This window comes from Exiguobacterium profundum (assembly GCF_042652865.1).
Taxonomy (GTDB): Bacteria; Bacillota; Bacilli; order Exiguobacteriales; family Exiguobacteriaceae; genus Exiguobacterium; species Exiguobacterium profundum.
In genome coordinates, this window is record NZ_JBHSHG010000001.1 from 996,163 (window position 1) to 1,020,452 (window position 24,290).

Consider the following 24,290-nt stretch of genomic DNA (forward strand, 5'->3'; position numbering starts at 1 on the left):
CCTTAGGCGTGAATCGGTAATCCATCGACGGCAAGAGCCGCTTCTTGGAAGGCTTCGCTCAGTGCAGGATGCGGGTGCACAAGTTGTCCCATCTCCCAAGCCGTCGCGTTCAAGACGAGCGCGAGTCCACCTTCTGTGATGAGTTCGGTCGCTTTCGGTCCTACGATATGAACACCGAGAAGGTCGTCTGTTTCTTTGTCCGAAACGAGTTTGACGAATCCGTCGGCTTGTCCTTCAATCCGCGCTTTCCCGAGTCCGTTGAATCGATACGTCCCCGTCTTCACATGATGTCCGGCATCTTTTGCCGCTTCTTCTGTCAAGCCGACCGAAGCGACTTCAGGGACACTGTATACACAGCGTGGAATGAGCGCGTAATCAAGCGGTGTCGGCTCAAGACCAAGAATCGTCTCGACCGCTTTCACACCTTCTGCCGACGCGACGTGGGCGAGTTGTAACTTCCCGATGCAATCCCCGATTGCGAAGATATGACGTTCTTTCGTCCGATACTGACTATCGACTTGAATGATGCCGTTCTCTACGACGATAGAAGTGTTTTGAAGTCCTAAGTCTTCCGTGTTGGCAACTCGGCCAACCGAGACGAGGACACAGTCTACTTGTAACATCTCTTCCCCGACAGCAATCTCCACTGCATTTTCGTGAATCAATGTTCGTTCAGCGTCGACCGTCACGCTCTTCTTCACACGGACGCCACGCTTCTTCAATAGACGCTCCACTTCACGGGAGACTGCCTTGTCCTCGAGTGGGAGTAATCGATCTCCTACTTCGATCAACGTCACGTTCACATCTAAATCGACGAGCATGGACGCCCATTCCACTCCGATGACCCCGCCACCGACAATCGCAATCGATTCAGGAAGCGTTTCAAAATTGAGGAGGTCGTCTGAATTCAAAATCCGCTTGTGATCGAACGGCAATCCAGGAAGTTCACGAGGAATCGACCCTGTCGCGATAATCAATTGATTCGGCAAGATCAGTTCTGATTCACCGCTTTCATCTTCAACGGATACAGTCCCTGGTTGAGGTGAGAAGATGCTTGGTCCAAGGATCGAGGCTTTTCCGCGAAACACTTCGATTTTCCCTTGTTTCATCAAATGCTCGATTCCCTTTTCAAGACCAGCCACAAGATCACGTTTATACGTTTGAGCGCGTTCCATATTGAACGTCACATCTCCCGTCTCCACGCCATACGTCGCACTTTGCTTCGCCGTTTGATAGACATGTGCAGCTTTTAAAAGTGCCTTCGTCGGGATGCAACCTCTATGTAAACAGGTGCCGCCTAACTTTCTCGCCTCGACGATTGCGACAGATTTCCCTGCCTGGGCCGCCTTGATTGCAGCCACATATCCTCCTGGTCCTCCACCGATGACGACAACATCAAATTCTCGTGCCATGTGTATCCCCCTCATAAACTCGTGCGGTCTCTTCCTTCTCGATGACGCGAAGTGCACCTTCAGCCAACGCTTTAAGCTCATCTTCACCCGGATATACGTGTACCGGCGCGAGATAAGTGACACGCTCCTTGATTTTTTCAGTCAGCCACTCGGAATATGCAATCCCGCCCGTCAGTAAGATGGCATCCACACGACCGCATAATGTCGCGCCGTGTTTTGAAATCTCTTGAGCGACACGATAAGCCATCGTCTCATACAACAGTCTCGCCTCATCATCACCTGATTCCACCCGCTGCTCAATCTCAATGGCATCGAACGTACCGAGATGAGCAAATAGGCCGCCCTGACCGACAATTTTCTTTTTCATTTCCGATTCTTTATACCTGGTACTATAACATAGTTCTACTACCTGTCCAACAGGAATCGAACCTGCCCGCTCCGGCGCGAGCGGTCCATCTCCGTCGAGACCATTATTCACGTCGATGACTCGACCTGCCGCATGGGCACCGACTGTGATTCCCCCACCAAGATGCGCAACGATAAGATTCATTTCATTGTAATCGCTTCCATTTTCAGCCGCGAATCGTTTCGCGACAGCCTTTTGATTGAGGGCATGGAAAATGCTACGACGATTGATTTCTGGCATGCCGGTCTTTCGGGCCAACTCGTCCATCTCATCGACGACGACTGGATCCACTATGAAACTAGGAATCCCTTCAGCCCCACCGATTTTCGAAGCGATTAGACCACCGAGATTCGATGCATGCATCCCGAAACGTCCGCTCGTCAAATCTTCACGCATGAGATCGTTGACTGTATACGTTCCTGACGTCATCGGTGCAAGCAAGCCACCACGACCGACGATCGCGGTCAAATCATTGACCGCGATGCCCGTCTCTTCTAACAAGGCGCGTACTTCTTGCTCACGATGAGGCAACTGCTCTGGAAGTGTGAGACCCGTCACATCGATTGAATGTCGGACCGTACGTGTCATCACTTCTTCCTTCCCATCAAACAATCCAACTTTCGTCGAGGTCGACCCTGGGTTGATTGCAAGAATTAGCCGTTTTGTCATCTTAGCGTCTCCCTAGAATGCTTTTTTCAACTTTAAGGAACTGGCTGCGTGAACGCGACATCATGTGAATCCGCTCTTCCGCCATCTTATCGGCCGCTACATGCGTTGGTACACCATCACGTTCTGCGATCTCAAAGACGCGCATCATGTTGTCATAAATGAGTTCGACTTTCTTCATTGCCCGTTCACGGTTGTAGCCTTCAAGTTCGTCCGCGACGTTGATGACACCACCTGCATTGATGACGAAGTCTGGTGCATAAAGGATTCCGTTCTCATCGAGCACGTCTCCGTGACGATCTTCTGCTAATTGGTTATTGGCAGCGCCTGCGACGATTTGTGCTTTCAATTGCGGAATCGTTTTGTCGTTGATGACGGCACCGAGAGCACATGGTGCAAAAATATCACATTCGACCGCATAAATCTCATCTGGTTTGACGACCGTCGCACCAAAGTCTGCTTCGGCACGTTTGAGTGCTTCCTCATTAATGTCGGTCACAATCAAATGAGCACCCTCTTCGTGGAGGTGACGGCACAAGTTGTAGGCAACGTTTCCAACACCTTGAACAGCGACGGTTTTCCCTGCGAGCGACTCAGTCCCGAATTTCCATTTCGCAGCAGCTTTCATTCCACGATACACACCATATGCCGTGACCGGTGAAGGGTTACCACTTGAACCGAATGCAGGACTGACGCCCGTGACGTAATCCGTTTCCATGTGAATGAAGTCCATGTCGGCAACTGTTGTATTTACATCTTCAGCCGTGATATAACGACCACTAAGAGATTGAACATATCGTCCGAATGCACGGAAGAGCGCCTCTGATTTATCTGTCTTCGCATTTCCGATGATGACGGCCTTCCCGCCCCCAAGGTTGAGACCCGCTGCAGCATTTTTATATGTCATTCCTTTTGCGAGACGCAATACATCCGTGAGTGCCTCTTGTTCTGATTCATAGTTCCACATACGTAGTCCACCGAGAGCTGGCCCGAGCGTCGTGTCATGGATGGCGATGATCGCCTTTAGTCCAGACGCTTGGTCTTGGCAAAATACGATTTGCTCATAGTCCTCAGATTGTAAGACATCAAAAATACGGAAGCGTGGCTCTGTGTTTGTTTCCATCATGATTAATTCCTCCTGTTAAGTACGATTAATGTTTAGCATGTAACAAAGCGAATGCGAGCGAATATAGCTTCGCTTCGGCAGTATCGGCACGACTTGTCAATACAACAGGGGCAGATGCGCCGACGACAATCGCCGCTACGCTCGCCTCTGCGAAATACATGATTGATTTATAAAGGACGTTGCCGACCTCTATGTAAGGTACGACTAATAAATCGGCTTGACCGGCAACTTCACTGTTGATTCCTTTTTGCTTTGCTGCGACCATGTCGACAGCGTTGTCGAGCGCGAGCGGTCCATCTACGACACAGCCCTTGATTTGTCCACGTCGATTCATTTGGCTAAGTAGTGCCGCATCGAGAGTCGCATTCATTTGTGGATTGACTACCTCGACTGCTCCAATGGCTGCGACTTTCGGCGATTCGTAACCGATGTCATGCATCGCTTCTACCGCATTGTGAATAATTTCGACCTTCTCTTCGAGTGTTGGTGCGATATGAATCGCCGCATCCGTCACTCCAATCAACTTTTCACGATTCGGAATTTGGAATAGTGCGATGTGGCTGAGCGTCCGCTTCGTACGGAGTCCAGCTTCACGATTAAGGACGGCTTTCATAAATGTCGATGTCGACACCATCCCCTTCATGAGGACGTCCGCCTCTTTATTTTTCACAGCTAATGCGGCACGTCGCGCAATCTCAACGTCACCTTTCGCATGTAAAATATCGACGGCTGACTCATCGATTCCATGCTGTTCACATAACTTTCGGATCTCTCGAGCTTCACCGAACAAAATGAAGCGTGACAGTCCATGATCCGTAGCGAGTTTTACGGCCCGGATGACTTCTTCGTCCGCCGCCCCCGCAATGGACACGGTACAGCCTTCTAACTCTTTTGCGTTCGTCAGCATCCGTTCAAAATTCATCATTGTCCCCCCTTGCTCTCTACACTATATCATAAGCAAGTTTGTTTCCTAAATTGTAAGCGCTTTATAATGCGGATGACCATGCAAATTAATGCTTACCATGCAGTAATGTTCATGCAAATTATTGCGTGGTTCCGAGTTTATTGTATAATGTTCGGATCGAAATCTTTAATCGGCGGGCTGCTTCTGATTTGTTGCCGCCTGCCTCTTCAATTGCTCGTTCAATCAAATCGCGTTCATATTTTGCAACTGCCTCGTGAAACGTTCCAGATTCGACTACTTTTTGACTCGTGGAACGATTGGATAACTGCAAATGATGTGGGGCAATCCACTGTTCGGAGCTTGCCATATAAATCATCGCACGACCGATCACATTCTCCAGTTCTCTCACATTCCCTTTCCAATGCTGGCTCTTCAGTAATGTTAAGGCATCTTCGTCAACGCCACGTACACTACGACCGTATTCTTGATTCAGTTTCCGGATCATCCGTTCACATAGTGCCTCGAGTTCATTCAGTCGCTCACGTAATGGTGGGATATGGATCGGCATCCGATTGATTCGGTAATACAAATCTTCCCGGAATGTTCCGTCTGCTACTTTTTGTTCGAGATCGGCATTCGTTGCGGCAATGATTCGGACATCGATTGGGATTGCCGTCGTCCCTCCGACACGGACAATTTCATTTTCCTGAAGGACACGTAAAAGCTTCACTTGGACATCAAGGGGGAGCTCCCCGATTTCGTCTAGAAAGAGTGAACCGCCATCCGCTTCTTCGAAATATCCTGTTTTCCCACCACGTTTAGCCCCACTGAAGGCTCCATCTTCATAACCGAATAGCTCACTTTCAAGTAGCGTCGGTGAAATCGCCGCACAGTTCACGCGAATGAACTTTTTATATTTTCGAGGAGATTCTCCATGAATGGCGTGGGCGAACAGTTCCTTTCCTGTTCCCGATTCTCCGCGAATCAATACCGTCACGGGGGTCACAGCCGCAAGTTTCGCCTGTTCGATGACAAATCGCATGGCATCACTCGTCGCAATGATATCGGCAAACTGATATTTCGCTTCTAGATTCCGGATGCGTGTCTTTGCCTCCTGCAATTCATCACGCAGTGCACGAATCTGAGATACGTCACGAATGACCCCGACCGATCCTCGCAACTTCCCTTCGACGATGATCGGTTCCGCATTCACAAGAATATCTCGTCGTGTCGCCCCAATTTGCATCCGGATGTCCCGAACGCCTTGCCCGGTCGATAGTACTTTTAAATGGACGCTTTCCTGCATCCCGATATCTGCCGTCGCTGGTTTGTCGACCACATCTTCTTTTTTGAATCCGGTCAACCGTGTATAAGACGGATTGATCAAAATCGTGTTACCGTGATGATCTGCGACCGAGATGGCCTCACTCGTACATTCAATGATGGCCTCGAGCATTTGTTGATTCTGTTTCAATCGTTCGACCACAATCCGAATAAATTCCCCTGGTAAGACGACTGCATCTTTGAAATGATCCTTTAATTGTTCAAACGTTTGATGCTTCCCCGTCGTTTCGATGACAAAATCTAGAGTCGCATCCGCATACTGTTTCCAATCGTCCGCCACAGATATGCCATAACTTTTAGCAAAGGCTATTCCTTCGGCAGATGCATCAGAATCTACAACCGCGATAATGGTCGCCAATGGTGAATCCATCAACATATTTAATACCTCAGTCCCGCCTTTACCAGCTCCGACAATCATCAATCGTTTATTCATACCGATTCCCCCATCAACTCTCTTCTCTATTTCATGCTACTGAATCCTCACCTGATTCGCAAGCTGCCCAAAAATAGACCGTGTCGAACAGATCGATTTCTGTTAAAATAATGTATGGTAAAGGAGGAGATTGCATGCGTTTTATCGCGCTTCTAATCTTAATCGTCCCTGGGTTATTAGGTGTTTACGGAATCAAATTGCTACGCGATAGCTTCTTTTTGAAGACGAGCGCACCGTTTTCATGGTTCGATTCACTCGCTGCCGCCTCCATGTTGCAGGGCACCTTTGGGCTTCTGCTCGCCATGGGCGGGATCGGATTTGTAGCTGGCTATATTTTTAACCGCGACAAAAAAACAGGAAAAGTACAACGCCTCGACTCATAAGCACACAAAAAAGGTTCCCTAACTTGACTTCATTTCAAGTGCGGAACCTTTTATTCATATTGAATTGTGATCACTACGGATGATCTCCTTTCAAACTACGTTACTTACTTTGACATGAAATCCAACGTCTTCTTAATGAAGAAGTATGAAAGAACTTTAGTAACTGCCGTCTTGCGTGAACGGAATCTTACCATTCGAGTTACTAACTGATTTACTTATCGGATCATGTCGAACCATCCATCGTGAAGTCGAACGCTTGCCATAAACTGTTCAACGGTTGACAACACTCCTTTTGGTTAACTGAACGATTGTTTTTTCCTATACCAACCCCTAGCTTCGAGTTGATAATAGAATCGCCTCGCGAATGAGCGACTGTCGCGACCTCACGTCGGGACATTAACGACTTGAGGTGTCGTTCCCACCTCTGAGCTATAATCGGATAGCGAACCGAGATGATTTTGGTTTCTTCAAACGTTGCTCCGGAACAAGTTTGAAAAGCGTTCATCTGACGCTTGTCCAAGTAACTTGGTACATCTTTATTATAACAAAGGCCCATCATTTTGCAAGCGCTTTCTTTCATAAAGTAAATAAATCTGAAAGTAATTGTTTCATCAAAAAAGACTAAGTCCCATCACGACTTAGTCCTCATGAAATGATTCAATTATTCTTAAACGATACATACGTGACGAAGTACGAGATAAACTCCGAGTTTTTCGGGCTTCGCTCACGCTCCGGTCGCCCTTCGAACATCTCATGATCGCGCATGCCGTTCTCCCATGCCGTCTTGATTGCATGACGCATTGCTCGTTCTACACGAGAAGATGTCGTCTCATGCTCTTTTGCGACCATCGGATATAATTCTTTCGTGATGAGACCGAGCAAATCTTGCCGTTCTCGCACGTAAATGACAGCTTGACGGATATACTTGAACCCTTTGATTCGCGGAGAGATTCCGAGTTGCTGAAGCAGGAGTGAGATTTCAATTTCTTCTGGCGTCATTCCGTCGAATTCTCGATTTGTTCCTTCTGACAATTCACGAATTTTCGTTAATAACTGTTGAATATTGAACGGTTTGACGAGAAAATAAGAGGCCCCGAGTTGCACGGCCTGTTTCGTCACTTCATCTTTTCCAAACGCGCTCAACATGATCACTTCCGGTTTGTCATCACCTAATTCTTCATTTAGGCGTTGCAATACTCCGATTCCATCCAAATGCGGCATGATAATATCGAGTAAGAGTACATCCGGTTGGTGTGTCTTGACGACATCCAAGCATGTTTCTCCATCGTGTGCCGTACCTACGACACGAAGATCAGGCTCAGATTCTAGTTGTCGGCTCAACAAATCGACGATTTCTCGATTGTCGTCCGCAATACATAATGTAATCACTTATGACACTCCTTTGATGAACTTCTGTTTTACTTGTTGTGACATCTCAAGTAATTCTTCGACGTGTTGCTTCGTCAAGTCTGTCATTTGAGCGCCAGCAATCATGCGACCCAATTCGTCGATTCGACTTTCACGGTCGAGGGACGTCACATTTGTTTTCGTCCGTTCATTCGTTTCGGTTTTCGTAATGTAAAGATGTTGGTCTGCCATCGCAGCAACTTGTGCCAAGTGCGTGATACAGAGGACTTGAGAGCCGACAGAAAGTCGGAAGATTTTTTCACCCATCGCCTGCGCGACACGTCCAGAGACCCCTGTGTCGACCTCGTCAAAAATAATGGAGGCCACTCCGACCGTTCTTGAGAAGATTGATTTGAGTGCGAGCATGACACGGGAAAGCTCTCCTCCTGAAGCGACTTTTGCGAGTGGTTTGAACGGTTCTCCAACGTTCGTCATCATGTAAAACTCTACGTCATCTAAACCATCTTGTTTAAGCGATGTAGTTTTAAAACGGACCTCGAACGCTGTTTTTTCCATATATAGTTCTTTCAACTCTCGATGAATCGCATGCTGAAGCGACTCCGCAGCCATCTTACGCGCTGAAGACAGTCTCTTGCCAGCTTCTCTTGCAATTTGCTCTAATCGAATGAGTTCATCTGAGAGCGTTTGTAAATGCTCTTCCCGGTTCGTCATCGACTTCAATTCATCCGACACTTGTTCGCCATAGGTGATGACTTCTTCGATGGTCGTCCCATACTTTCGTTTCAATTGCTGGAAAAGAGCCAATCGTGACTCAATCTCATCCAATCGAATCGGGTCAAATTCGAGCGAATCTAACTGGTCCCGGAGTTGAAACTTTGCATCCTCCAACAAATAATAAGCGTTAGAGATTGTCTCCGATACAGATGTCAAAGACGAAGAGAGCTGTGACGCCTCTTCCATCTCGCGCATCGCCACTCCGATTTGATCGAGTCCATTTGACTCCTCGGCAACCGCCTCATACGAGAGACGAATGTGTTGATGAATGCGTTCAAAGTTGGCCAATTCATCCCGTTCTTCTGTCAACGCCTGTTCTTCCCCAACTTTTAATTCAGCCGCTTCGATTTCTTTCGTTTGAAACGACAAAAGATCCATTCGTTGAGCAAGCTCCTGCTCACTTTGACTAAGACGCTTCAATTCATCGGCGACTTGTTTCCAGGCCGCAAATGCCGTTTGATATTCCTCGACTAACGGACTGATTTCTTTTTCGGCGAAATGGTCTAATATGCCAAGGTGAAATTCCGCATCCATTAAATGTTGATGTTCATGTTGACCGTGAATATCGACCAGGAGCCGTCCGAACTCCCGTAACGTCGAGAGCGGCATCATTTTCCCGTTCACACGGCAGACGCTCTTCCCGCTACTATGTAGGTCTCGACGTAAGATGACTGTCCCATCTTCAACATCGATGCCATATTGTTCGGCCGCTTCGATGACCGGGTGATCCGGTTCAATCATGAACAGACCTTCGATTTCAGCTTTATCTTGACCATATCGCACGAACTCACTTGAGCCACGTCCTCCAACAAGCAATCCAATCGCATCCAACAAGATCGATTTACCGGCACCTGTCTCACCTGTGAGCACAGTCATACCTCGATTAAACGGAATGTTTAATTCGTCAATAATCGCAAACTGTTTGATTGATAGTTCTGCTAACATACGTACGTTCACCTCATAACATTCCGAGTAGTCGATCGATGATTTGCTTCGCTTTCTCTTCATCACGTGCAATCATTAAAATCGTATCATCTCCACACACCGTTCCAATCAATTCATCCCAAGATAAATGATCGATCAAGACACCGATTGCATCAGCATTCCCCGGAAGCACTTTCATGACGACCAAATTTTGAGCAGAATCGACCGAGACGAAACTGTCACTAAGGATTCGCTTCATTTTACCGTATGGATTAAAACGTTGATCCGCAGGCAAGCTATATTTATACCGTCCATCGTTCAATGGGACTTTGACCAGATGTAACTCTTTAATATCCCGAGACACGGTTGCCTGTGTGACCGGATACCCCGAGCGACGTAGCTCATCCACTAACTCATCTTGCGTCTCGATTTCTCGATTCGTCACGATGTCTCGAATTTTAATCAATCGCTGTCCTTTGTTCATAAGCGCTGACACCTCATTTTTCGTTTCACATACACATTATCATTCTAAAGTATTGTCGAAAAAAGGTCTAGCATTCCAGGTGGGATTTCCACCATTCCCCATCTAGTAGACGAGTAAAGGAAAAAGCTACAGACGAAGAGGTCTGTAGCATCATTTTATCCCTTAAGTTTGGCATGGGCCGCGTTTACGACCTCTTCGACTTGTAGCGATGGCGAGACGCCACCTACTCCTGTGTACCGAGCGAAGAGAAGAAACTCGATGTTCCCATCCCCTCCAGTGATTGGAGAGTAATCCAAAGCTTCGACAAAGAAGCCTTCCGATGCGAAGTATCGGACCATATCGCTTGCGACTCGTTCATGGACGTTACGGTCCCGAACAATTCCTTTTTTCCCGACATCGGCCTTCCCTGCTTCAAATTGAGGTTTGACGAGCGCCATGACGACACCGTCTTGCTTCAAAATTTGTTTCAACGGTGGCACCATCAGACGAAGCGAGATAAAAGAGACGTCAATCGTTGCGAAATCTGGTTGAATCGGGAACTGATCGGCCGTCGCGTGGCGGAAGTTCATCCGCTCCATGACGACGACGCGATCATCGCTCCGTAGTTTCCAGGCAAGCTGATTATAGCCGACATCGACCGCGTACATTTGAGTCGCGCCGTTTTGAAGCGCACAGTCCGTGAACCCACCCGTCGATGAGCCGATGTCGATTCCGACTCGTCCAAAGACATCGAGCGGGAAGACGTGGAGCGCTTTCTCGAGCTTCAAGCCGCCACGTCCAACATAAGGAAGAACTTGACCCTTCACTTCGAGAGGGATATCATCAAACACTTTATCGCCCGCCTTGTCTAGACGTTCTGTCCCACTATAGACGAGACCGGCCATGACCGACCGTTTTGCCTTTTCCCGTGTTTCAGCAAGTCCACGTTCGACGAGCAATACATCTAATCTAGTTTTCTTTCTTTTTTCCATAATCCCTCACACATTCTGTCGATTTGTCTCCATGACGAACCGTTCAATCGATTCCGCCATTTGGGCAGGTCGCAGTCCAATCTCTTCTAGGAGCTGGTTGACACCGCCATGCTCGATATATCGATCCGGAATACCGAGACGTTGAATCCGTGGAAACGCTCCGGCTTCATTCGCGTGTTCAAGCACGCTACTTCCAAAGCCACCGGCGAGAGCAGCCTCTTCTAATGTCACGAGCGGAATCCCCTCTGCATAAAGTGAAGTCAGCATCGCATCATCGAGCGGCTTGATGCTACGACAGTTAATGACGCGCACACTGAGCTTACCTTCTAATAGTGCTCGGACTTCGAGGGCGTCTTGCACTTGGGGACCGAACGTCAAGATAGCGACATCTGTCCCTTCTGCCTCGACTTCCCAATCATCGAGTGAAATTTCTTGAAGCGTCTCACTCATCGGAACACCGATCCCTTCACCACGCGGGAAACGAATCGCAATCGGTCCACCATCGTAACGGAGTGCAGAATAGACGAGTTGTTGTAATTCTTCTTCATCTTTCGCCATCAAAATTCGAATGTTTGGCACGTGACGCATGAAGGCGATATCGAACACACCTTGGTGCGTCTCTCCATCCGCTCCGACAAGTCCAGATCGGTCAATCGTGAACACGACGTTCAAGTTTTGACGACAAATGTCATGGACTAGTTGATCATACGCGCGTTGGAAGAAGGTCGAATAAATCGAGACGACCGGTTTCAACCCTTGCGTCGCCTGTCCCCCAGCGAGGGTGACCGCATGTTGCTCGGCAATTCCGACATCAAACATACGCTCCGGGAATTTCTTCGTAAAGCAATCGAGTTTCGAACCGACACTCATCGCTGGTGTGATCAACGTCACCCGTTCGTCTGACTCCGCCACTTTCGTGATCGTCTCCGCGACGACTTTCGAATAGCTCGGTCCTTTCGGTTTGCCTTTGATGACTTCACCGGATTCAATTTTATAAGGTCCAAGACCGTGCCATGTTCCGACACCGTCCAATTCAGCCGGACGATATCCCTTCCCTTTTTTCGTAATGACGTGGACGAGAACCGGACCGTCGATTTTCTTCGCGTACTCAAGCGTTTCGAGCAAGTCTTTCAAATCATGCCCATCTGTAGGTCCAAAGTAAGTGAAGCCAAGTTCTTCAAAGAACGTTCCCGGAATGAGAGCAGATTTTAAGAGGTCCTTCACCCGTTCCCCGCTCCGTTCAAGTGAACTCCCGACGAGCGGGATGTGTTTGATGAGTGACTCCATTTCTTCTCGAGCATGCTTCAACTTGCGCGATGCCCGGATACGACCAAGCATATTATGCATCGCTCCTACGTTCGGCGCAATCGACATCTCGTTATCATTTAGAATGACAATCACGTTCTGTTTCTCGGCACCGATGTGATTGAGGGCTTCAAGTGCCATCCCCCCAGTCAAAGCACCGTCCCCGATGATGGCGATGGCACGATCGTTGGCGCGCCCTTTCAATTCATTCGCAATCGCAATCCCCATGGCTGCAGAGAGGGAAGTCGAACTGTGCCCTGTTTCCCACACATCATGCTCGCTCTCACAACGTTTCGGGAAACCACATAACCCATTGTATTGTCGGAGAGTATCAAACTGGTTCGTACGTCCTGTCAAAATTTTATGAACGTATGCTTGATGACCGACGTCCCATACGAGTTGGTCTTTCGGACTGTCAAATACACGGTGCAAGGCAAGCGTCAACTCTACAACTCCCAAGTTTGGCGCCAAATGCCCTCCCGTCACTGCCAATTTTTCAATCAAGAATCGTCTAATGTCTGAACCGAGCGATTCGAGCTCTGATACAGACATCCGTTTCAGGAACGACGGGTCTTGAATGGATGTCAAGTCCATAATGACCATCCTTTCTCCTCACATTTTACTGATTCGTACCTTACATTTTACAAGAATGTGACGGCATATGCCACACATTCCCCAAAACAAAGGTGACACGATGTGCTCATCGTGTCACCGAGGTCAATGATTTCGTTTCACTACAAATGATAGCATCTCAAGAAGCAACGGCGCTGGAACTGAAAGTGATTCAATTGCAGCGTGTGCCGCTCCCACTTCTTGCTCAAGAGCTTGCTTCGCTCCCTCTAAGCCGAGAAGCTTCGGATAAGTCGTCTTGTCATTCAATTCATCTGAGCCGACGCGTTTTCCGATTGTTTGTTCATCTCCGACGACATCGAGGATATCGTCTTGAATCTGAAAAGCGATGCCAAGATGACGTCCGAACTGTTTGAGGTGCATCCGATCTTCCACCGATGCGCCCGCCAAAATCGCACCGGCTTCAAGTGCATAGACGAGTAGCGCACCTGTCTTCCGTTCATGAATGGATTTGAGCTCTTCAAGTGTGACGTCGTTCCGCTTTTCAGCCAGCATATCATCCAACTGGCCACCGACCATACCTGAGCTACCGGCCGCCAATCCGAAAATACGAATAATCTCGACGACATCTAGCGCAGGGAGTGGCATCTGTGTGAGAATACGGAATGCGTCCGTCAATAAGGCGTCCCCAGCCAAAATAGCGGTCGCTTCATCAAACTGACGATGATTGGTCGGTCGTCCACGACGAAGATCGTCATCATCCATGGCCGGCAAATCATCATGGATGAGTGAGTATGTATGAACCATCTCTAAACTCGCCGCCACCTCTCGTCCTCGCTCGAGTGACATGCTATACGTTTCAAGGACGGCATAGACGAGAGCAGGACGAATGCGTTTCCCGCCAGCCTCTAAAGAATACGTCATTGCGTCTCGTAATCGTTTCGGCATCTCACTCGACTCAATGAGTTCCTGCATCGCCAGTTCGACGGTCCGTTTCCACTTGTTCAAGTCATCGGTACGGTTCATGCGGATCCTCCTTTTTCACGAAGCGTCCCATCAAGTTCTAAAATTTCATCCATTTTTTTCTCGGCGGCAGAGAGTTTTGTCTGGCACAATGCAGACAAGCGGACACCTTCCTCATATAGGGTCATCGCTTCCTCTAATGGGACATCACCGCTCTCGAGTTGCGCGACGATCTGTTCGAGGCGCTCGAGCGCCGCCTCAAATGTCTGTTCTTTCTTCGTCACCGACAATCCTCTCCTTCACCTCAGCGATTGCATGACCATCCCGAAAACGAATCGAGACATCACCATCGCGTAATTGTTTCACGTTCTGCACATAGATCCCATCTTGTTCGATGAACGTATATCCACGTGACAAGACGGCGAGTGGACTGACTGCATGCAATCGTCCAACCTGTTGTGCAAATTGAAGCGTTGCTTGTTCTAATGGCTTCGTTCGACGGAGTCGCTCGACCATATGATTGACTTCTTCCCCTTGCTTGGACAACGTTTTTGAAAATCGTTTTACATCTAGCTGCTGTGACAACTGACGGAGCTGATGAGTGGCTTGGGTGAGATGTCGCCTCATCCCTTGCTCGAGACGGATTTCCGACTGGGCGAATCGTTCCCGTTTCTGAGATATCGTGTACCTCGGTGATTTTAATCCATAGCTATTGATCATCCGTTCCACACGGGTTCGCGAATCATCCAATTGGTCTCTGACGGCTTTGTGCAGATGGTTATCCAAACGTTCTACATCTTTTCGCTGCGCATCAATCATCGCGGTAGCGAGTTCAGCCGCCGCTGTCGGAGTCGCAGCCCGAACATCGGCAACGAAATCCGAAAGCGTAAAGTCTGTCTCGTGACCGACAGCAGAAATGATGGGAATCGTGGACGCATAGATTGCCTCCACCACAACATCTTCATTAAATGCCCAAAGCTCCTCGATAGAACCACCACCGCGACCGACAATGAGTACATCACAATCGGTGCGTTCGTTCATCCAGCGAATGGCAGAAGCAACTTGTGGAGCCGCCATTTCGCCCTGTACAGCAACAGGGGCGAACGTAATCGCCACATGTGGCGCACGACGTCGAAGTGTGGTTGCGATATCGTGTAGCGCTGCACCTTTTGGAGACGTCACGATTCCAACGCGCTCTGGAAACGTCGGGAGCGGGTGCTTCCGCTCCTCGTCGAACCATCCCATCTCCTCTAATTCACGCTTTCTCGCCTCATATCGCTCAAACAATAGACCGATTCCGTCTTGTCGCATCAATTCGACATATAGTTGGACATCTCCCGTAGCCTCATACATCGTCACCTTTGCGACGGCGATGACTTTCATTCCATCTTTCGGTTCGAATTGAAGTTGTTTGGCATCGCGAGAAAACATGACAGCTTTCATCCGAGACGCGTCATCTTTCAACGTGAAATAACAATGACCGGATGAATAACGTTTGAAATTTGAGATTTCACCGATGACCGCGACTTGTCGAAGCAATACATCATCATCAAGTTGTCGCTTCACATATCGAACAACTTCAGAAACCGGAAGTGGATTAGCCACGTGATGCAACCTCGACCGTATTATGCATGAGCATCGTGATGGTCATCGGACCGACACCACCCGGAACAGGGGTGATGGCACTCGCCTTCTCCTTAACAGCTTCATAGTCCACGTCACCGACTAGACGACCTTCGACCCGATTGACTCCGACATCGATGACAAGCGCGCCTGGTTTGACCATGTCTGCTGTGACTAAACCAGCGCGTCCGACAGCGACAATCAAAATGTCCGCTTGGCGTGTCATCTCACCGAGGTCAGCTGTTTTTGAATGACAATATGTGACCGTTGCTGATTCATTCAAGAACAACATGCCTACCGGTTTACCGACAATCTGACTACGACCGACGACGACAACGTGCTTTCCGGCGATCTCGGTCTGTGTTTTTGCGAGATGCAAGATGCCGTGCGGCGTGCACGGGAGTAGCGTATCAAGTCCGAGCATCATCTTCCCAACATTCTCAGGATGAAAGCCATCGACGTCCTTTTCTGGGGAGATGCGCATGATGACTCGTGATTCGTCGATGTGTTTCGGCAGAGGGAGTTGCACGAGAATCCCGTGAACTTCTTCATCCGCATTCATCAAGTCAATCAAGTCAAGCAATTCCTTCTCGCTAATCGTCTCATCAAAACGGAGTACTTGTGAATCGATTCCGATTTCTTCTGCCGCCCGTTCCTTCCCGCGTACATAGCTATGACTTGCTGGGTCATCCCCAATCAACACGACTTTCAGTTTCGGTACGATGCCACGTGCGCGAAGTGCTGCCACACGTTCTTTTAACGTTTCTCGATATGATGCTGCCACTTGTTTCCCGTCGATCACTACTGCCATCTCTCTCATCCCCCGTTGTCTTTAGGTTTTTCTGTAGTTGGTCTGGTGTCTTATCTCTATTTTTTTAGTCTTCTTTAATGATGTTACCGAGTACGCCATTCACGAGTTTGCCGGCTTCTTCGTCCGCGAACGATTTCGCGAGTTCGACCGCTTCGTTGATGGTGACGTTTTCTGGAATCGTCTCGACGTATAACAATTCGAACGTTGCCATTCGAAGAATCGTACGCTCGACGTTTCCGAGGCGATCTAACCGCCAGTTTTTCAAGTTTTCAACTAGTAACGCATCGATATCTTCAATATGTTCTAGCGTCCCTGTGACGAGTTGTTCGTAAAACGGATCAGACTCTTCTCCATCCAATGCGAACTCGATTGCTTCGTCCACCTCTAATTTAGATACTTCGATTTGAAAAAGCGTTTGAATCGCTTTCTCTCGTGCTTCATGACGTTTCATTCAGTTACTCTCCTTTTACATGCTTTCATTGTGATAGTTTAGCATAAAGCACTCATAAATTCAGTACAAAAAACCAGGAAACCGAAATAATGTTCGGGCTTCCTGGTTCATGTTATTTTGCCAATGACATTTCTTTTTCAACGAATTTCGTATCGAACGTACCGATGCGGAACTGCTCATGTGCCATGACTTGTTGATGAAACGGAATCGTCGTTTTAATTCCCGAAACCGTAAACTCATCCAAAGCACGCAACATTTTCAGAATGGCCTCATCACGCGTTGGTGCATGAACAATCAACTTCGCTACCATCGAGTCATAGAACGGCGGGATCATCGCTCCTGCATAGAGTCCGCTATCGACACGGACACCCATACCGCCTGGAACGATATATTGGTCAATCTTCCCTGCCATCGGACGGAAGTCCATAAATGGGTCCTCCGCGTTGATTCGACATTCGATGGAATGTCCTGAGAACGTAATGTCCTCTTGTGAGATGGCAAGCGGATGTCCGAGCGCCACTTCAAGCTGCGCTTGAACGAGATCGAATCCTGTGATCATCTCGGTGACGGGATGCTCGACTTGGATCCGGGTATTCATCTCCATGAAATAAAACTCGTTTGATTCTGGAACGTAAATGAACTCGATTGTTCCCGCTCCCGAGTACTGAATGGCTTTTGCCGCTTTGACGGCAGCATCCCCCATCAATTGACGTGTCGTTTCATCAATCGCAGGTGACGGCGCCTCTTCAACTAGTTTTTGCATGCGACGTTGGATTGTACAATCACGTTCACCTAAGTGAATGACGTTACCGAATTGGTCGGCAAGAACCTGCACTTCGACGTGACGGAACGACTCGATGAACTTTTCGAGATACACGTCACCATTCCCGAACGCCTGCTTCGCTTCTTTACGTGTCGCGACCAATCCTGAAACGAGTTCGTTCTCGTCTCGAGCGACGCGAATGCCACGTCCTCCACCGCCGGCTGTCGCCTTGATGATGACCGGATAGCCCATCTCACGCGCGAGTTCCATCGCTTCTTCGTCTGTGACGACACCACTTGAACCTGGAACGACAGGAACCCCTGACTCGATCATCGTTCGTTTGGCTTCATCCTTGATTCCCATTTTGCGAATCGCATAGCTGCTTGGGCCGACAAATTGAATTCCACACGCCTCGCACATCTCAGCGAACTCGGCATTTTCAGCCAAAAAGCCGTAACCCGGATGTACCATCGTCGCATCCACGGCGCAGGCGACTGATAAAATATTTGGGATATTCAAATAGGAGTCCTTCGATGGATTCGGACCGATGCAATAAGCCTCGTCAGCCAAATGAACATGTAACGCTTCACGATCTGCCTCAGAGAAGACAGCGACCGTCGGAATATTCAATTCTTTTGCTGCACGTATGATTCGAACCGCGATTTCCCCGCGGTTAGCAATTAATAATTTCATAACGACCTCACTTCACGCTGAAGAGCGGTTGACCGAATTCGACGAGATCGCCATCGGCGACTAACACCTCTACGATTTCGCCACTGATTTCCGCTTCGACATCGTTAAACAGTTTCATCGCCTCTAGAATACAAACGATTTGTCCTGACTCGACACGATCGCCGACGTTCACGAACGCTTCTTTATCCGGGGCCGGACGTGAATAGAACGTTCCAACCATCGGAGAGGTGATAGTACGATAAGACGCCTTTTCTTGCGTCGGTTCTTCTGTTTGTTCATTTACTTGAGGAGCAGGCGCAGGCGGTGCGAATGCTTGTGTCTGCATGATAGGCGCGCTCACTGTTTGTTGCGCTTCTTTCTTTAATGACAGTTTGAAATCAGATGTTTCAAGCTCCATTTCATGGACTGATGATTGGTCCAATAATTGAATAAGCTCTTTAATTTGATCGATTTGCATCTTTCTTACCCCCTGTTTATACCTGGTACTAATCTCTCCTTCACTATAACTGGTCAGACCAATGAATGCAACGAGAAAAAAAGAGCGCCCATTCATTCGAATGAGCACTCGTAAGGATTAACCGTTATAACGACCCATGAACTCTCCAGTACGTGTATCGACTGTCACTTTTTCACCTGGTTCGATGAAAAGTGGCACTTGAATGACATGTCCTGTTTCCACTGTCGCGTTTTTCTTCACGTTCGATGCCGTGTCACCTTTTACGCCTGGGTCTGCTTCGACGATTGTCAAGACAACGCTCGTTGGAAGCTCGATTCCAAGAATCTCCCCTTCGTAGTCCGCGATGCTGACTTCCATGTTCTCAAGCAAATATGGAAGTGCTGATTTGACTTGAGCGCTTGTCAATTCAAGTTGCTCGTATGATTCATTGTCCATGAAGACATACGTGTCGCCCATTGGATAAAGATATTGCATGCGTTTACGCTCGATGTGTGCGCGTTCGATTTTTTCTCCACCACGGAACGTCGTTTCTTGGATTGCACCGTTACGCAAGTTACGCATTTTCGTACGAACGAATGCCGCTCCTTTACCCGGTTTTACGTGTTGGAACTCGATGACTTGCCAAATCGAACCGTCAGACGTTTTGACCGTCAATCCTGTTTTTAAATCGTTAACTGATACCATATTGATTTCCTCCTAAATTCAGATGAAGCTTATGCCTCGATCGTAATTAACTCTTTTGGCGACTGTGTCAGACGGTAGCATCCGTCTTCTGTGATGACGACATCGTCTTCAATCCGGCAACCACCGACACCGTTGATGTAAATACCCGGCTCGATCGTTACGACCATACCAGGTTCGAGCACCGTTTCCGAACGGAACGATAATCCTGGGGCCTCATGCACTTCCATTCCAAGACCATGTCCTGTCGAGTGGCCGAAGTACTCGCCATATCCAGCTTCTTTAATAATATCGCGTGTCAATGCATCCGCTTCAATGCCAGTGATTCCGGCACGTGTGCCTTCTACACCAGCAAGTTGGGCACGAAGTACCGTATCGTAGATTTGACGCAACTCATCCGAAATCGGACCGATTGCAAGCGTACGCGTGATATCTGAGCAGTACCCTTTATAGTAAGCACCGAAATCAAGCGTAACCAATTCTCCAGATTCGATGACTTTATCACTTGCCACACCGTGTGGTAGCGCCGAACGGAGACCCGAGGCGACAATCATGTCGAACGATGACGAGTCAGCACCTTTTGAACGCATGAACATTTCGAGTTCGTTCGCGACTTCTCTCTCGGTACGACCAGGACGAATGAACGTCTGGATATGGGTGTACGCCGCATCAGCGATTGCCGCAGCTTCCTTCATAATCTTAATCTCTGATTCATCCTTAATCAAGCGCAGTTTTTCTACGATTCCAGACGTTTCAATAAGTTGAGCGTCGACATCTTTTTCATAGGCACGATATTGCCCCACTGTCATCGCATCCTGCTCGATGCCAAGGCGCTTGATGGATTCACGGGACACGACATCTGCTACCGACTTGATGAGTGATGTATCAAGCTCAATGATGTCGTACCCTTTTACTTGATCGTTCGCTTGTTCCGTGTAACGGAAGTCCGTGATGAAACTTGCCGAATTCGACGTGATGACGATGACACCGCTCGACCCGGTGAAACCAGATAAGTAGCGGATATTCTCACGTTTTGTGACGAGTAATGCATCAATCTCGTTTTTTCCTAACTGTGCTTGCAGTTTGTTTACGCGTTCAATCATGTCGATTCCTCCAATGTTCGATTAGTGCATGCAGCGCTAACGTATAGCTCGTGAGTCCAAAACCGGTAATGACACCGATACAGACGGCAGCAAGTTTCGACTCATGCCGAAAAGCCTCGCGTGCATGCACGTTCGAGATATGTACTTCAACGACTGGGGCAGCGATAGCGGATATGGCATCCCGGATCGCGATTGATGTATGCGTATAGGCACCTGCATTCAATATGACACCCTCATAATCAAAAGCGTCATGTAGCGCATCAATTAAATCTCCCTCATGATTCGATTGTTTAAAGGTGAGTTCGACGTCTTCTGGAGCGCGCAGCATCAGTTCTGCCGCCAAACCTTTCAACGACACCTCGCCATATACATTCGGTTCACGACGACCCAGTAGATTTAAATTCGGTCCATTTAAAACTAAAATCCGCAACCTTCTTCCCCCTCGTTCGTCAAGTCTCATCTATTGTAACAAATTTATCGAAAGAACGTGAATCGAGCCTTCTGCCCTTTCGTTTTTTTTACAAATCACGGTATAATTCAAGTACAACATTTGAAGAATCGAGGAAAGTGAATGAATTCCAAACCAACCATCCCAGTCGGGGGACAGGCGCTCGTAGAAGGCGTCATGTTTCAAGGCCGCTCTGAAAGCGCATCTGCCATCCGGCGAAAAGATGGCTCGATTGAAACATTCGAGCAAGCACGTATTCTTGTCCCTTGGGTCCAATCTTTAAAAAAAGTACCTTTCTTGAGAGGGATTGTCGCGCTGTATGAATCGTTAAAGAACGGTTCTGCACATATGAACTTTGCGAGCGATCGATATGATGTCGATCCAAGTGAAGATACGAACACGAACGAAGACCAAAAACAGAGCATATGGATGATTGCCTTCATCGCAATCGTCGGTGTCATCTCGTACGTTTTTGGTAAATTGATTTTCAATGTGACGCCAGCACTTCTCGCGGCCATGTTTCAAGACGTACCTTTATTTTCCGGACATGTGATTCAAAACCTCCTTGAAGGGGGAATAAAATTAGTATTGTTACTCAGCTACCTTTACTTGATATCATTGACGCCACTCATTAAGCGTGTCTTCCAATATCACGGCGCTGAGCATAAAGTCATCAATTGCTATGAGTCCGGGCGTCCGGTCACGGTTGAACAAGTACGCCAAAGCTCGCGATTGCATTATCGCTGTGGCTCAAGCTTCATTTTATTCACCGTCTTCGTCGGGATTGGCGTTTACATGATTGTGCCAATCGATCCGCTCTGGTTGCGACTCATCAGCCGAATCGCGCTATTGCCGGTCGTCATCGGAATCTCATTTGAAGTCCTGCAGTTTACCAATCGTTTCCGCGACCATCGCTTTCTGTCATTCCTTGGCAAACCGGGCCTGTCGCTCCAATTATTGACGACACGAGAGCCAAATGATGAGCAGATTCAAGTCGCGATTGAAGCATTTGAGACATGGGAACGAAAAGAGTTAGGAGAATCGGTCATTCATAGAGAGGGATAAGAGGAGGAAGCACCATGATCAGACAAAGAGTCGGTTCGATCGCTGCAACAATCGTGTTTATCCTTGGCTTCATCGGGGTCGGGCATATGCTTGCCACCGATCCAGGTCGCCTGTTTAGACAATTGTTGTTCATCGGGATATTCGGGTTAGTCTTTTATGTGATCTATCGCGTCTTCATGGCACCACGCATGTCTGCAGAAGATGCACGCTATCGTAAAACCGCGCAAGCCTCAAAAAAACGAATGCAGGGAAGTCGTGGTCCTCAAGTCAAACCTTCCGCTTCCGCTAAAAACCGGAAAGGGAAGAAACCTGGTTCGAACGTCACCAAGTTATCTAAACGTTCAACCGTACATCGTAGCAATCCTCCACACCTAACAGTGATTGAAGGTAAAAAAGGGAAGAAGAAAAAGAAAGCAAACATGTAAAAGGAGCGCCACGGCGCTCCTTTTTATGTTGTTTCTACATATCCGATATATGGCAGATTCCGATATTGCTCCGCGTAATCGATTCCATACCCGATGACGAACTCATCAGGAATCTCGAATCCGACATAGTCTGCGTCCAACTGAACGAGTCGACGCGCCGGCTTATCGAGAAGCGTACAAATTTTCAACTGTTTCGGTTGATGGAGCTCCATATGTTTACATAAGAATTTCAACGTCTGTCCCGTGTCGATGATGTCCTCGATAATGACAACATACTTTCCTTCCACATCTAAATCCAAGTCCTTTCGAAGTTGCACACTCCCACTCGAGACCGACTTTTTCCCGTAAGAAGACGTCGCGACCGTATCGAGCTGAACGCTCCCTTTCATGTATCGCATCAAGTCTGCCGCAAAGACCATCGAGCCTTTTAATACGGCGACGATCACAATCGGTATCCCCTCTGCATCGTTCTCAATCTCTTCAGCCAATTCTTTCACACGTTTTTGAATCTGCTGTTCATCAAACAGTTTTCCTTTAATTTGAATCTCCATTTATCCGGCGAATGTTCGCCGTCACCCCCTATCTATTCAATCCACGATTCATCTTAACATAATGACGACTAAAAAATATACATTCTAAGATAAATATGAATGTTTCGTTCGTATTTTAGCGATATTGAGCAAAATAAAAAGCATCAATCGAGTTAGATTGATGCTTTTCACATATTATTCTTCTGAAGCTCGTTCTTGTTCCCGAAATTCTCTAAATTGATTCATGAGTTCAGGCTTATCTTCAAAAAATTCCACAAACTGTGTCATGCAGTCGAGCGTGTTCGAACTGAGATGGTGTTCGATACCCTCGACATCCTCGTACACATCTGCTTCATCTACTCCGATTAGACGTAAAAAAGACTCGAGCATCGCATGACGCTCGACCAATCGCTTCCCTACTTTTTGACCCTTTTTTGTAAGCATGAGACCACGATACTTTTCATACACAAGATATTCTTCACGGTCCAACTTTTGAACCATTTTGGTGACAGAGGAGGGATGGACCCCTAAATGTTCCGCAATATCAGATACACGCGCATAGCCTTTCTCTGACATCAATAAATAAATACGTTCTAAATAATCTTCCATACTCGGCGTCGGCATGGGCACGACCTCCCCTAATGTTCCGGTTTCCATTCCTTATTTTATCCTAATTAGAATGAAATCGAAAGGGAAAGCCCCGATTGATTGAGTCAATCATTGTCTCATGACCTTAATTTCATTATAATGAGATATGGTAACTTTGAAAGAGAAGGGAAGAACATCTATGGGACTCGAAACAATCCTCGTCATCCTCCTATGGGTTGCCTTGATCGCCTACATCGTATGGCGTTTCATGCCAGCTCGCGGGTTGAAAAAAATGAAACAAGAAGAATTCCGTGCCTCACTCCGTAAAGGTCAGTTAATTGACGTGCGTGAACCGAACGAATACAAAGGTGGACATATCGTTGGTGCCCGGAATATCCCGGTCGGCCAAATGAAACTACGCATGAAAGAACTGCGTAAAGATCAACCGATTTTAATTTACTGTCAAGGTAGTTCACGTTCAAACCAGGCGGCTAAACTCCTCATGAAGAACGGATACAACAATATCTACATGCTCGAAGGCGGCTTCAAGAACTGGAAGGGCAAGATTAAAAAAGCATAAAAAAACGGGCGGGTCGATACAATCATCGACTCGCCCTTT

The 24,290-nt window shown here is 47.8% G+C and carries 26 protein-coding genes; 4 read left to right on the forward strand and 22 right to left on the reverse strand.

Features of this window, described 5'->3' with window-relative positions:
• Nucleotides 1–2: 2 nt before the first annotated feature.
• From lpdA to ACFO4U_RS05225, 5 genes are all read right to left on the reverse strand, one after another.
• Complete coding sequence (gene lpdA, locus ACFO4U_RS05205; protein ID WP_215243844.1) at nt 3–1,412, reverse strand: dihydrolipoyl dehydrogenase; 1,410 nt, start codon at nt 1,410–1,412, stop codon at nt 3–5.
• A complete protein-coding gene (buk, locus tag ACFO4U_RS05210; RefSeq protein WP_215243843.1) occupies nt 1,396–2,487 on the reverse strand; it encodes a butyrate kinase in 1,092 nt (363 codons plus the stop codon). The genes lpdA and buk overlap by 17 nt, the downstream gene beginning before the upstream one ends.
• Nucleotide 2,488: 1 nt before the next feature.
• Nucleotides 2,489–3,610, reverse strand: coding sequence for a Glu/Leu/Phe/Val family dehydrogenase (locus ACFO4U_RS05215; protein WP_159562454.1), 1,122 nt, complete (start codon nt 3,608–3,610; stop codon nt 2,489–2,491).
• A 25-nt stretch (nt 3,611–3,635) separates the two neighbouring features.
• Complete coding sequence (yqiS, locus tag ACFO4U_RS05220; protein ID WP_211782681.1) at nt 3,636–4,532, reverse strand: phosphate butyryltransferase; 897 nt, start codon at nt 4,530–4,532, stop codon at nt 3,636–3,638.
• 121 nt (nt 4,533–4,653) lie between these two features.
• A complete protein-coding gene (locus ACFO4U_RS05225) occupies nt 4,654–6,291 on the reverse strand; it encodes a sigma 54-interacting transcriptional regulator (RefSeq protein ID WP_215243842.1) in 1,638 nt (545 codons plus the stop codon).
• Between the two features lie 134 nt (nt 6,292–6,425).
• Here ACFO4U_RS05225 and ACFO4U_RS05230 point away from each other — a divergent pair, with 134 nt between their 5' ends.
• Entirely contained in the window at nt 6,426–6,674 is a 249-nt protein-coding gene (locus tag ACFO4U_RS05230) for a DUF2627 domain-containing protein (protein WP_031423346.1), read from the forward strand.
• A gap of 657 nt (nt 6,675–7,331) precedes the next feature.
• Here ACFO4U_RS05230 and spo0A read toward each other — a convergent pair.
• From spo0A to aroQ, 15 genes are all read right to left on the reverse strand, one after another.
• Complete coding sequence (spo0A, locus tag ACFO4U_RS05235) at nt 7,332–8,063, reverse strand: sporulation transcription factor Spo0A (protein WP_074036711.1); 732 nt, start codon at nt 8,061–8,063, stop codon at nt 7,332–7,334.
• Nucleotides 8,064–9,761, reverse strand: coding sequence for a DNA repair protein RecN (gene recN, locus ACFO4U_RS05240; RefSeq protein ID WP_214690772.1), 1,698 nt, complete (start codon nt 9,759–9,761; stop codon nt 8,064–8,066).
• 13 nt (nt 9,762–9,774) lie between these two features.
• On the reverse strand, nt 9,775–10,224 hold the full coding sequence (gene ahrC / locus ACFO4U_RS05245; protein ID WP_012726567.1) for a transcriptional regulator AhrC/ArgR: 450 nt from the start codon (nt 10,222–10,224) through the stop codon (nt 9,775–9,777).
• Nucleotides 10,225–10,379: 155 nt separating this feature from the next.
• Nucleotides 10,380–11,195, reverse strand: coding sequence for a TlyA family RNA methyltransferase (locus ACFO4U_RS05250; RefSeq protein ID WP_214690771.1), 816 nt, complete (start codon nt 11,193–11,195; stop codon nt 10,380–10,382).
• Between the two features lie 6 nt (nt 11,196–11,201).
• The gene (gene dxs, locus ACFO4U_RS05255) at nt 11,202–13,094 is read right to left on the reverse strand and encodes a 1-deoxy-D-xylulose-5-phosphate synthase (RefSeq protein WP_196431845.1); all 1,893 of its coding nucleotides are present in this window, start codon (nt 13,092–13,094) and stop codon (nt 11,202–11,204) included.
• Nucleotides 13,095–13,217: 123 nt separating this feature from the next.
• Nucleotides 13,218–14,096 (reverse strand): polyprenyl synthetase family protein, encoded by an 879-nt coding sequence (locus ACFO4U_RS05260; RefSeq protein ID WP_214690770.1) that lies wholly within the window; start codon nt 14,094–14,096, stop codon nt 13,218–13,220.
• A complete protein-coding gene (xseB, locus tag ACFO4U_RS05265) occupies nt 14,093–14,317 on the reverse strand; it encodes an exodeoxyribonuclease VII small subunit (RefSeq protein WP_012726571.1) in 225 nt (74 codons plus the stop codon). The genes ACFO4U_RS05260 and xseB overlap by 4 nt, the downstream gene beginning before the upstream one ends.
• The gene (gene xseA, locus ACFO4U_RS05270) at nt 14,292–15,638 is read right to left on the reverse strand and encodes an exodeoxyribonuclease VII large subunit (protein ID WP_215243841.1); all 1,347 of its coding nucleotides are present in this window, start codon (nt 15,636–15,638) and stop codon (nt 14,292–14,294) included. Before xseA ends, xseB begins: the two co-directional genes overlap by 26 nt.
• Entirely contained in the window at nt 15,631–16,467 is an 837-nt protein-coding gene (gene folD / locus ACFO4U_RS05275; protein WP_196430850.1) for a bifunctional methylenetetrahydrofolate dehydrogenase/methenyltetrahydrofolate cyclohydrolase FolD, read from the reverse strand. Before folD ends, xseA begins: the two co-directional genes overlap by 8 nt.
• 64 nt (nt 16,468–16,531) lie before the next feature.
• Nucleotides 16,532–16,918, reverse strand: a complete 387-nt coding sequence (nusB, locus tag ACFO4U_RS05280; RefSeq protein ID WP_078147109.1) for a transcription antitermination factor NusB — start codon at nt 16,916–16,918, stop codon at nt 16,532–16,534.
• Between the two features lie 112 nt (nt 16,919–17,030).
• A complete protein-coding gene (gene accC, locus ACFO4U_RS05285) occupies nt 17,031–18,374 on the reverse strand; it encodes an acetyl-CoA carboxylase biotin carboxylase subunit (RefSeq protein WP_214690767.1) in 1,344 nt (447 codons plus the stop codon).
• Between the two features lie 7 nt (nt 18,375–18,381).
• Complete coding sequence (gene accB / locus ACFO4U_RS05290; RefSeq protein ID WP_012726576.1) at nt 18,382–18,831, reverse strand: acetyl-CoA carboxylase biotin carboxyl carrier protein; 450 nt, start codon at nt 18,829–18,831, stop codon at nt 18,382–18,384.
• A gap of 117 nt (nt 18,832–18,948) precedes the next feature.
• Nucleotides 18,949–19,515 (reverse strand): elongation factor P, encoded by a 567-nt coding sequence (gene efp / locus ACFO4U_RS05295; RefSeq protein ID WP_012726577.1) that lies wholly within the window; start codon nt 19,513–19,515, stop codon nt 18,949–18,951.
• Nucleotides 19,516–19,544: 29 nt separating this feature from the next.
• Nucleotides 19,545–20,612 (reverse strand): M24 family metallopeptidase, encoded by a 1,068-nt coding sequence (locus tag ACFO4U_RS05300; protein ID WP_214691267.1) that lies wholly within the window; start codon nt 20,610–20,612, stop codon nt 19,545–19,547.
• Nucleotides 20,608–21,045: a type II 3-dehydroquinate dehydratase gene (aroQ, locus tag ACFO4U_RS05305; RefSeq protein WP_374193975.1), complete on the reverse strand. Its 438-nt coding sequence runs from the start codon at nt 21,043–21,045 to the stop codon at nt 20,608–20,610. Before aroQ ends, ACFO4U_RS05300 begins: the two co-directional genes overlap by 5 nt.
• 141 nt (nt 21,046–21,186) lie before the next feature.
• Between aroQ and ACFO4U_RS05310 the strand changes: the two genes are divergently transcribed.
• Nucleotides 21,187–22,128: a DUF1385 domain-containing protein gene (locus ACFO4U_RS05310; protein WP_214690765.1), complete on the forward strand. Its 942-nt coding sequence runs from the start codon at nt 21,187–21,189 to the stop codon at nt 22,126–22,128.
• Nucleotides 22,129–22,142: 14 nt separating this feature from the next.
• Complete coding sequence (locus tag ACFO4U_RS05315; protein WP_159562465.1) at nt 22,143–22,553, forward strand: SA1362 family protein; 411 nt, start codon at nt 22,143–22,145, stop codon at nt 22,551–22,553.
• A 23-nt stretch (nt 22,554–22,576) separates the two neighbouring features.
• On the opposite strand, the gene hpt is transcribed toward ACFO4U_RS05315, so the two are convergent.
• Entirely contained in the window at nt 22,577–23,104 is a 528-nt protein-coding gene (gene hpt / locus ACFO4U_RS05320; RefSeq protein WP_159562466.1) for a hypoxanthine phosphoribosyltransferase, read from the reverse strand.
• A 174-nt stretch (nt 23,105–23,278) separates the two neighbouring features.
• The gene (gene mntR / locus ACFO4U_RS05325; RefSeq protein ID WP_159562467.1) at nt 23,279–23,707 is read right to left on the reverse strand and encodes a transcriptional regulator MntR; all 429 of its coding nucleotides are present in this window, start codon (nt 23,705–23,707) and stop codon (nt 23,279–23,281) included.
• 163 nt (nt 23,708–23,870) lie between these two features.
• On the opposite strand from mntR, the gene ACFO4U_RS05330 reads away from it, so the two are divergent.
• A complete protein-coding gene (locus ACFO4U_RS05330; protein WP_012726584.1) occupies nt 23,871–24,251 on the forward strand; it encodes a rhodanese-like domain-containing protein in 381 nt (126 codons plus the stop codon).
• Nucleotides 24,252–24,290: the final 39 nt, after the last annotated feature.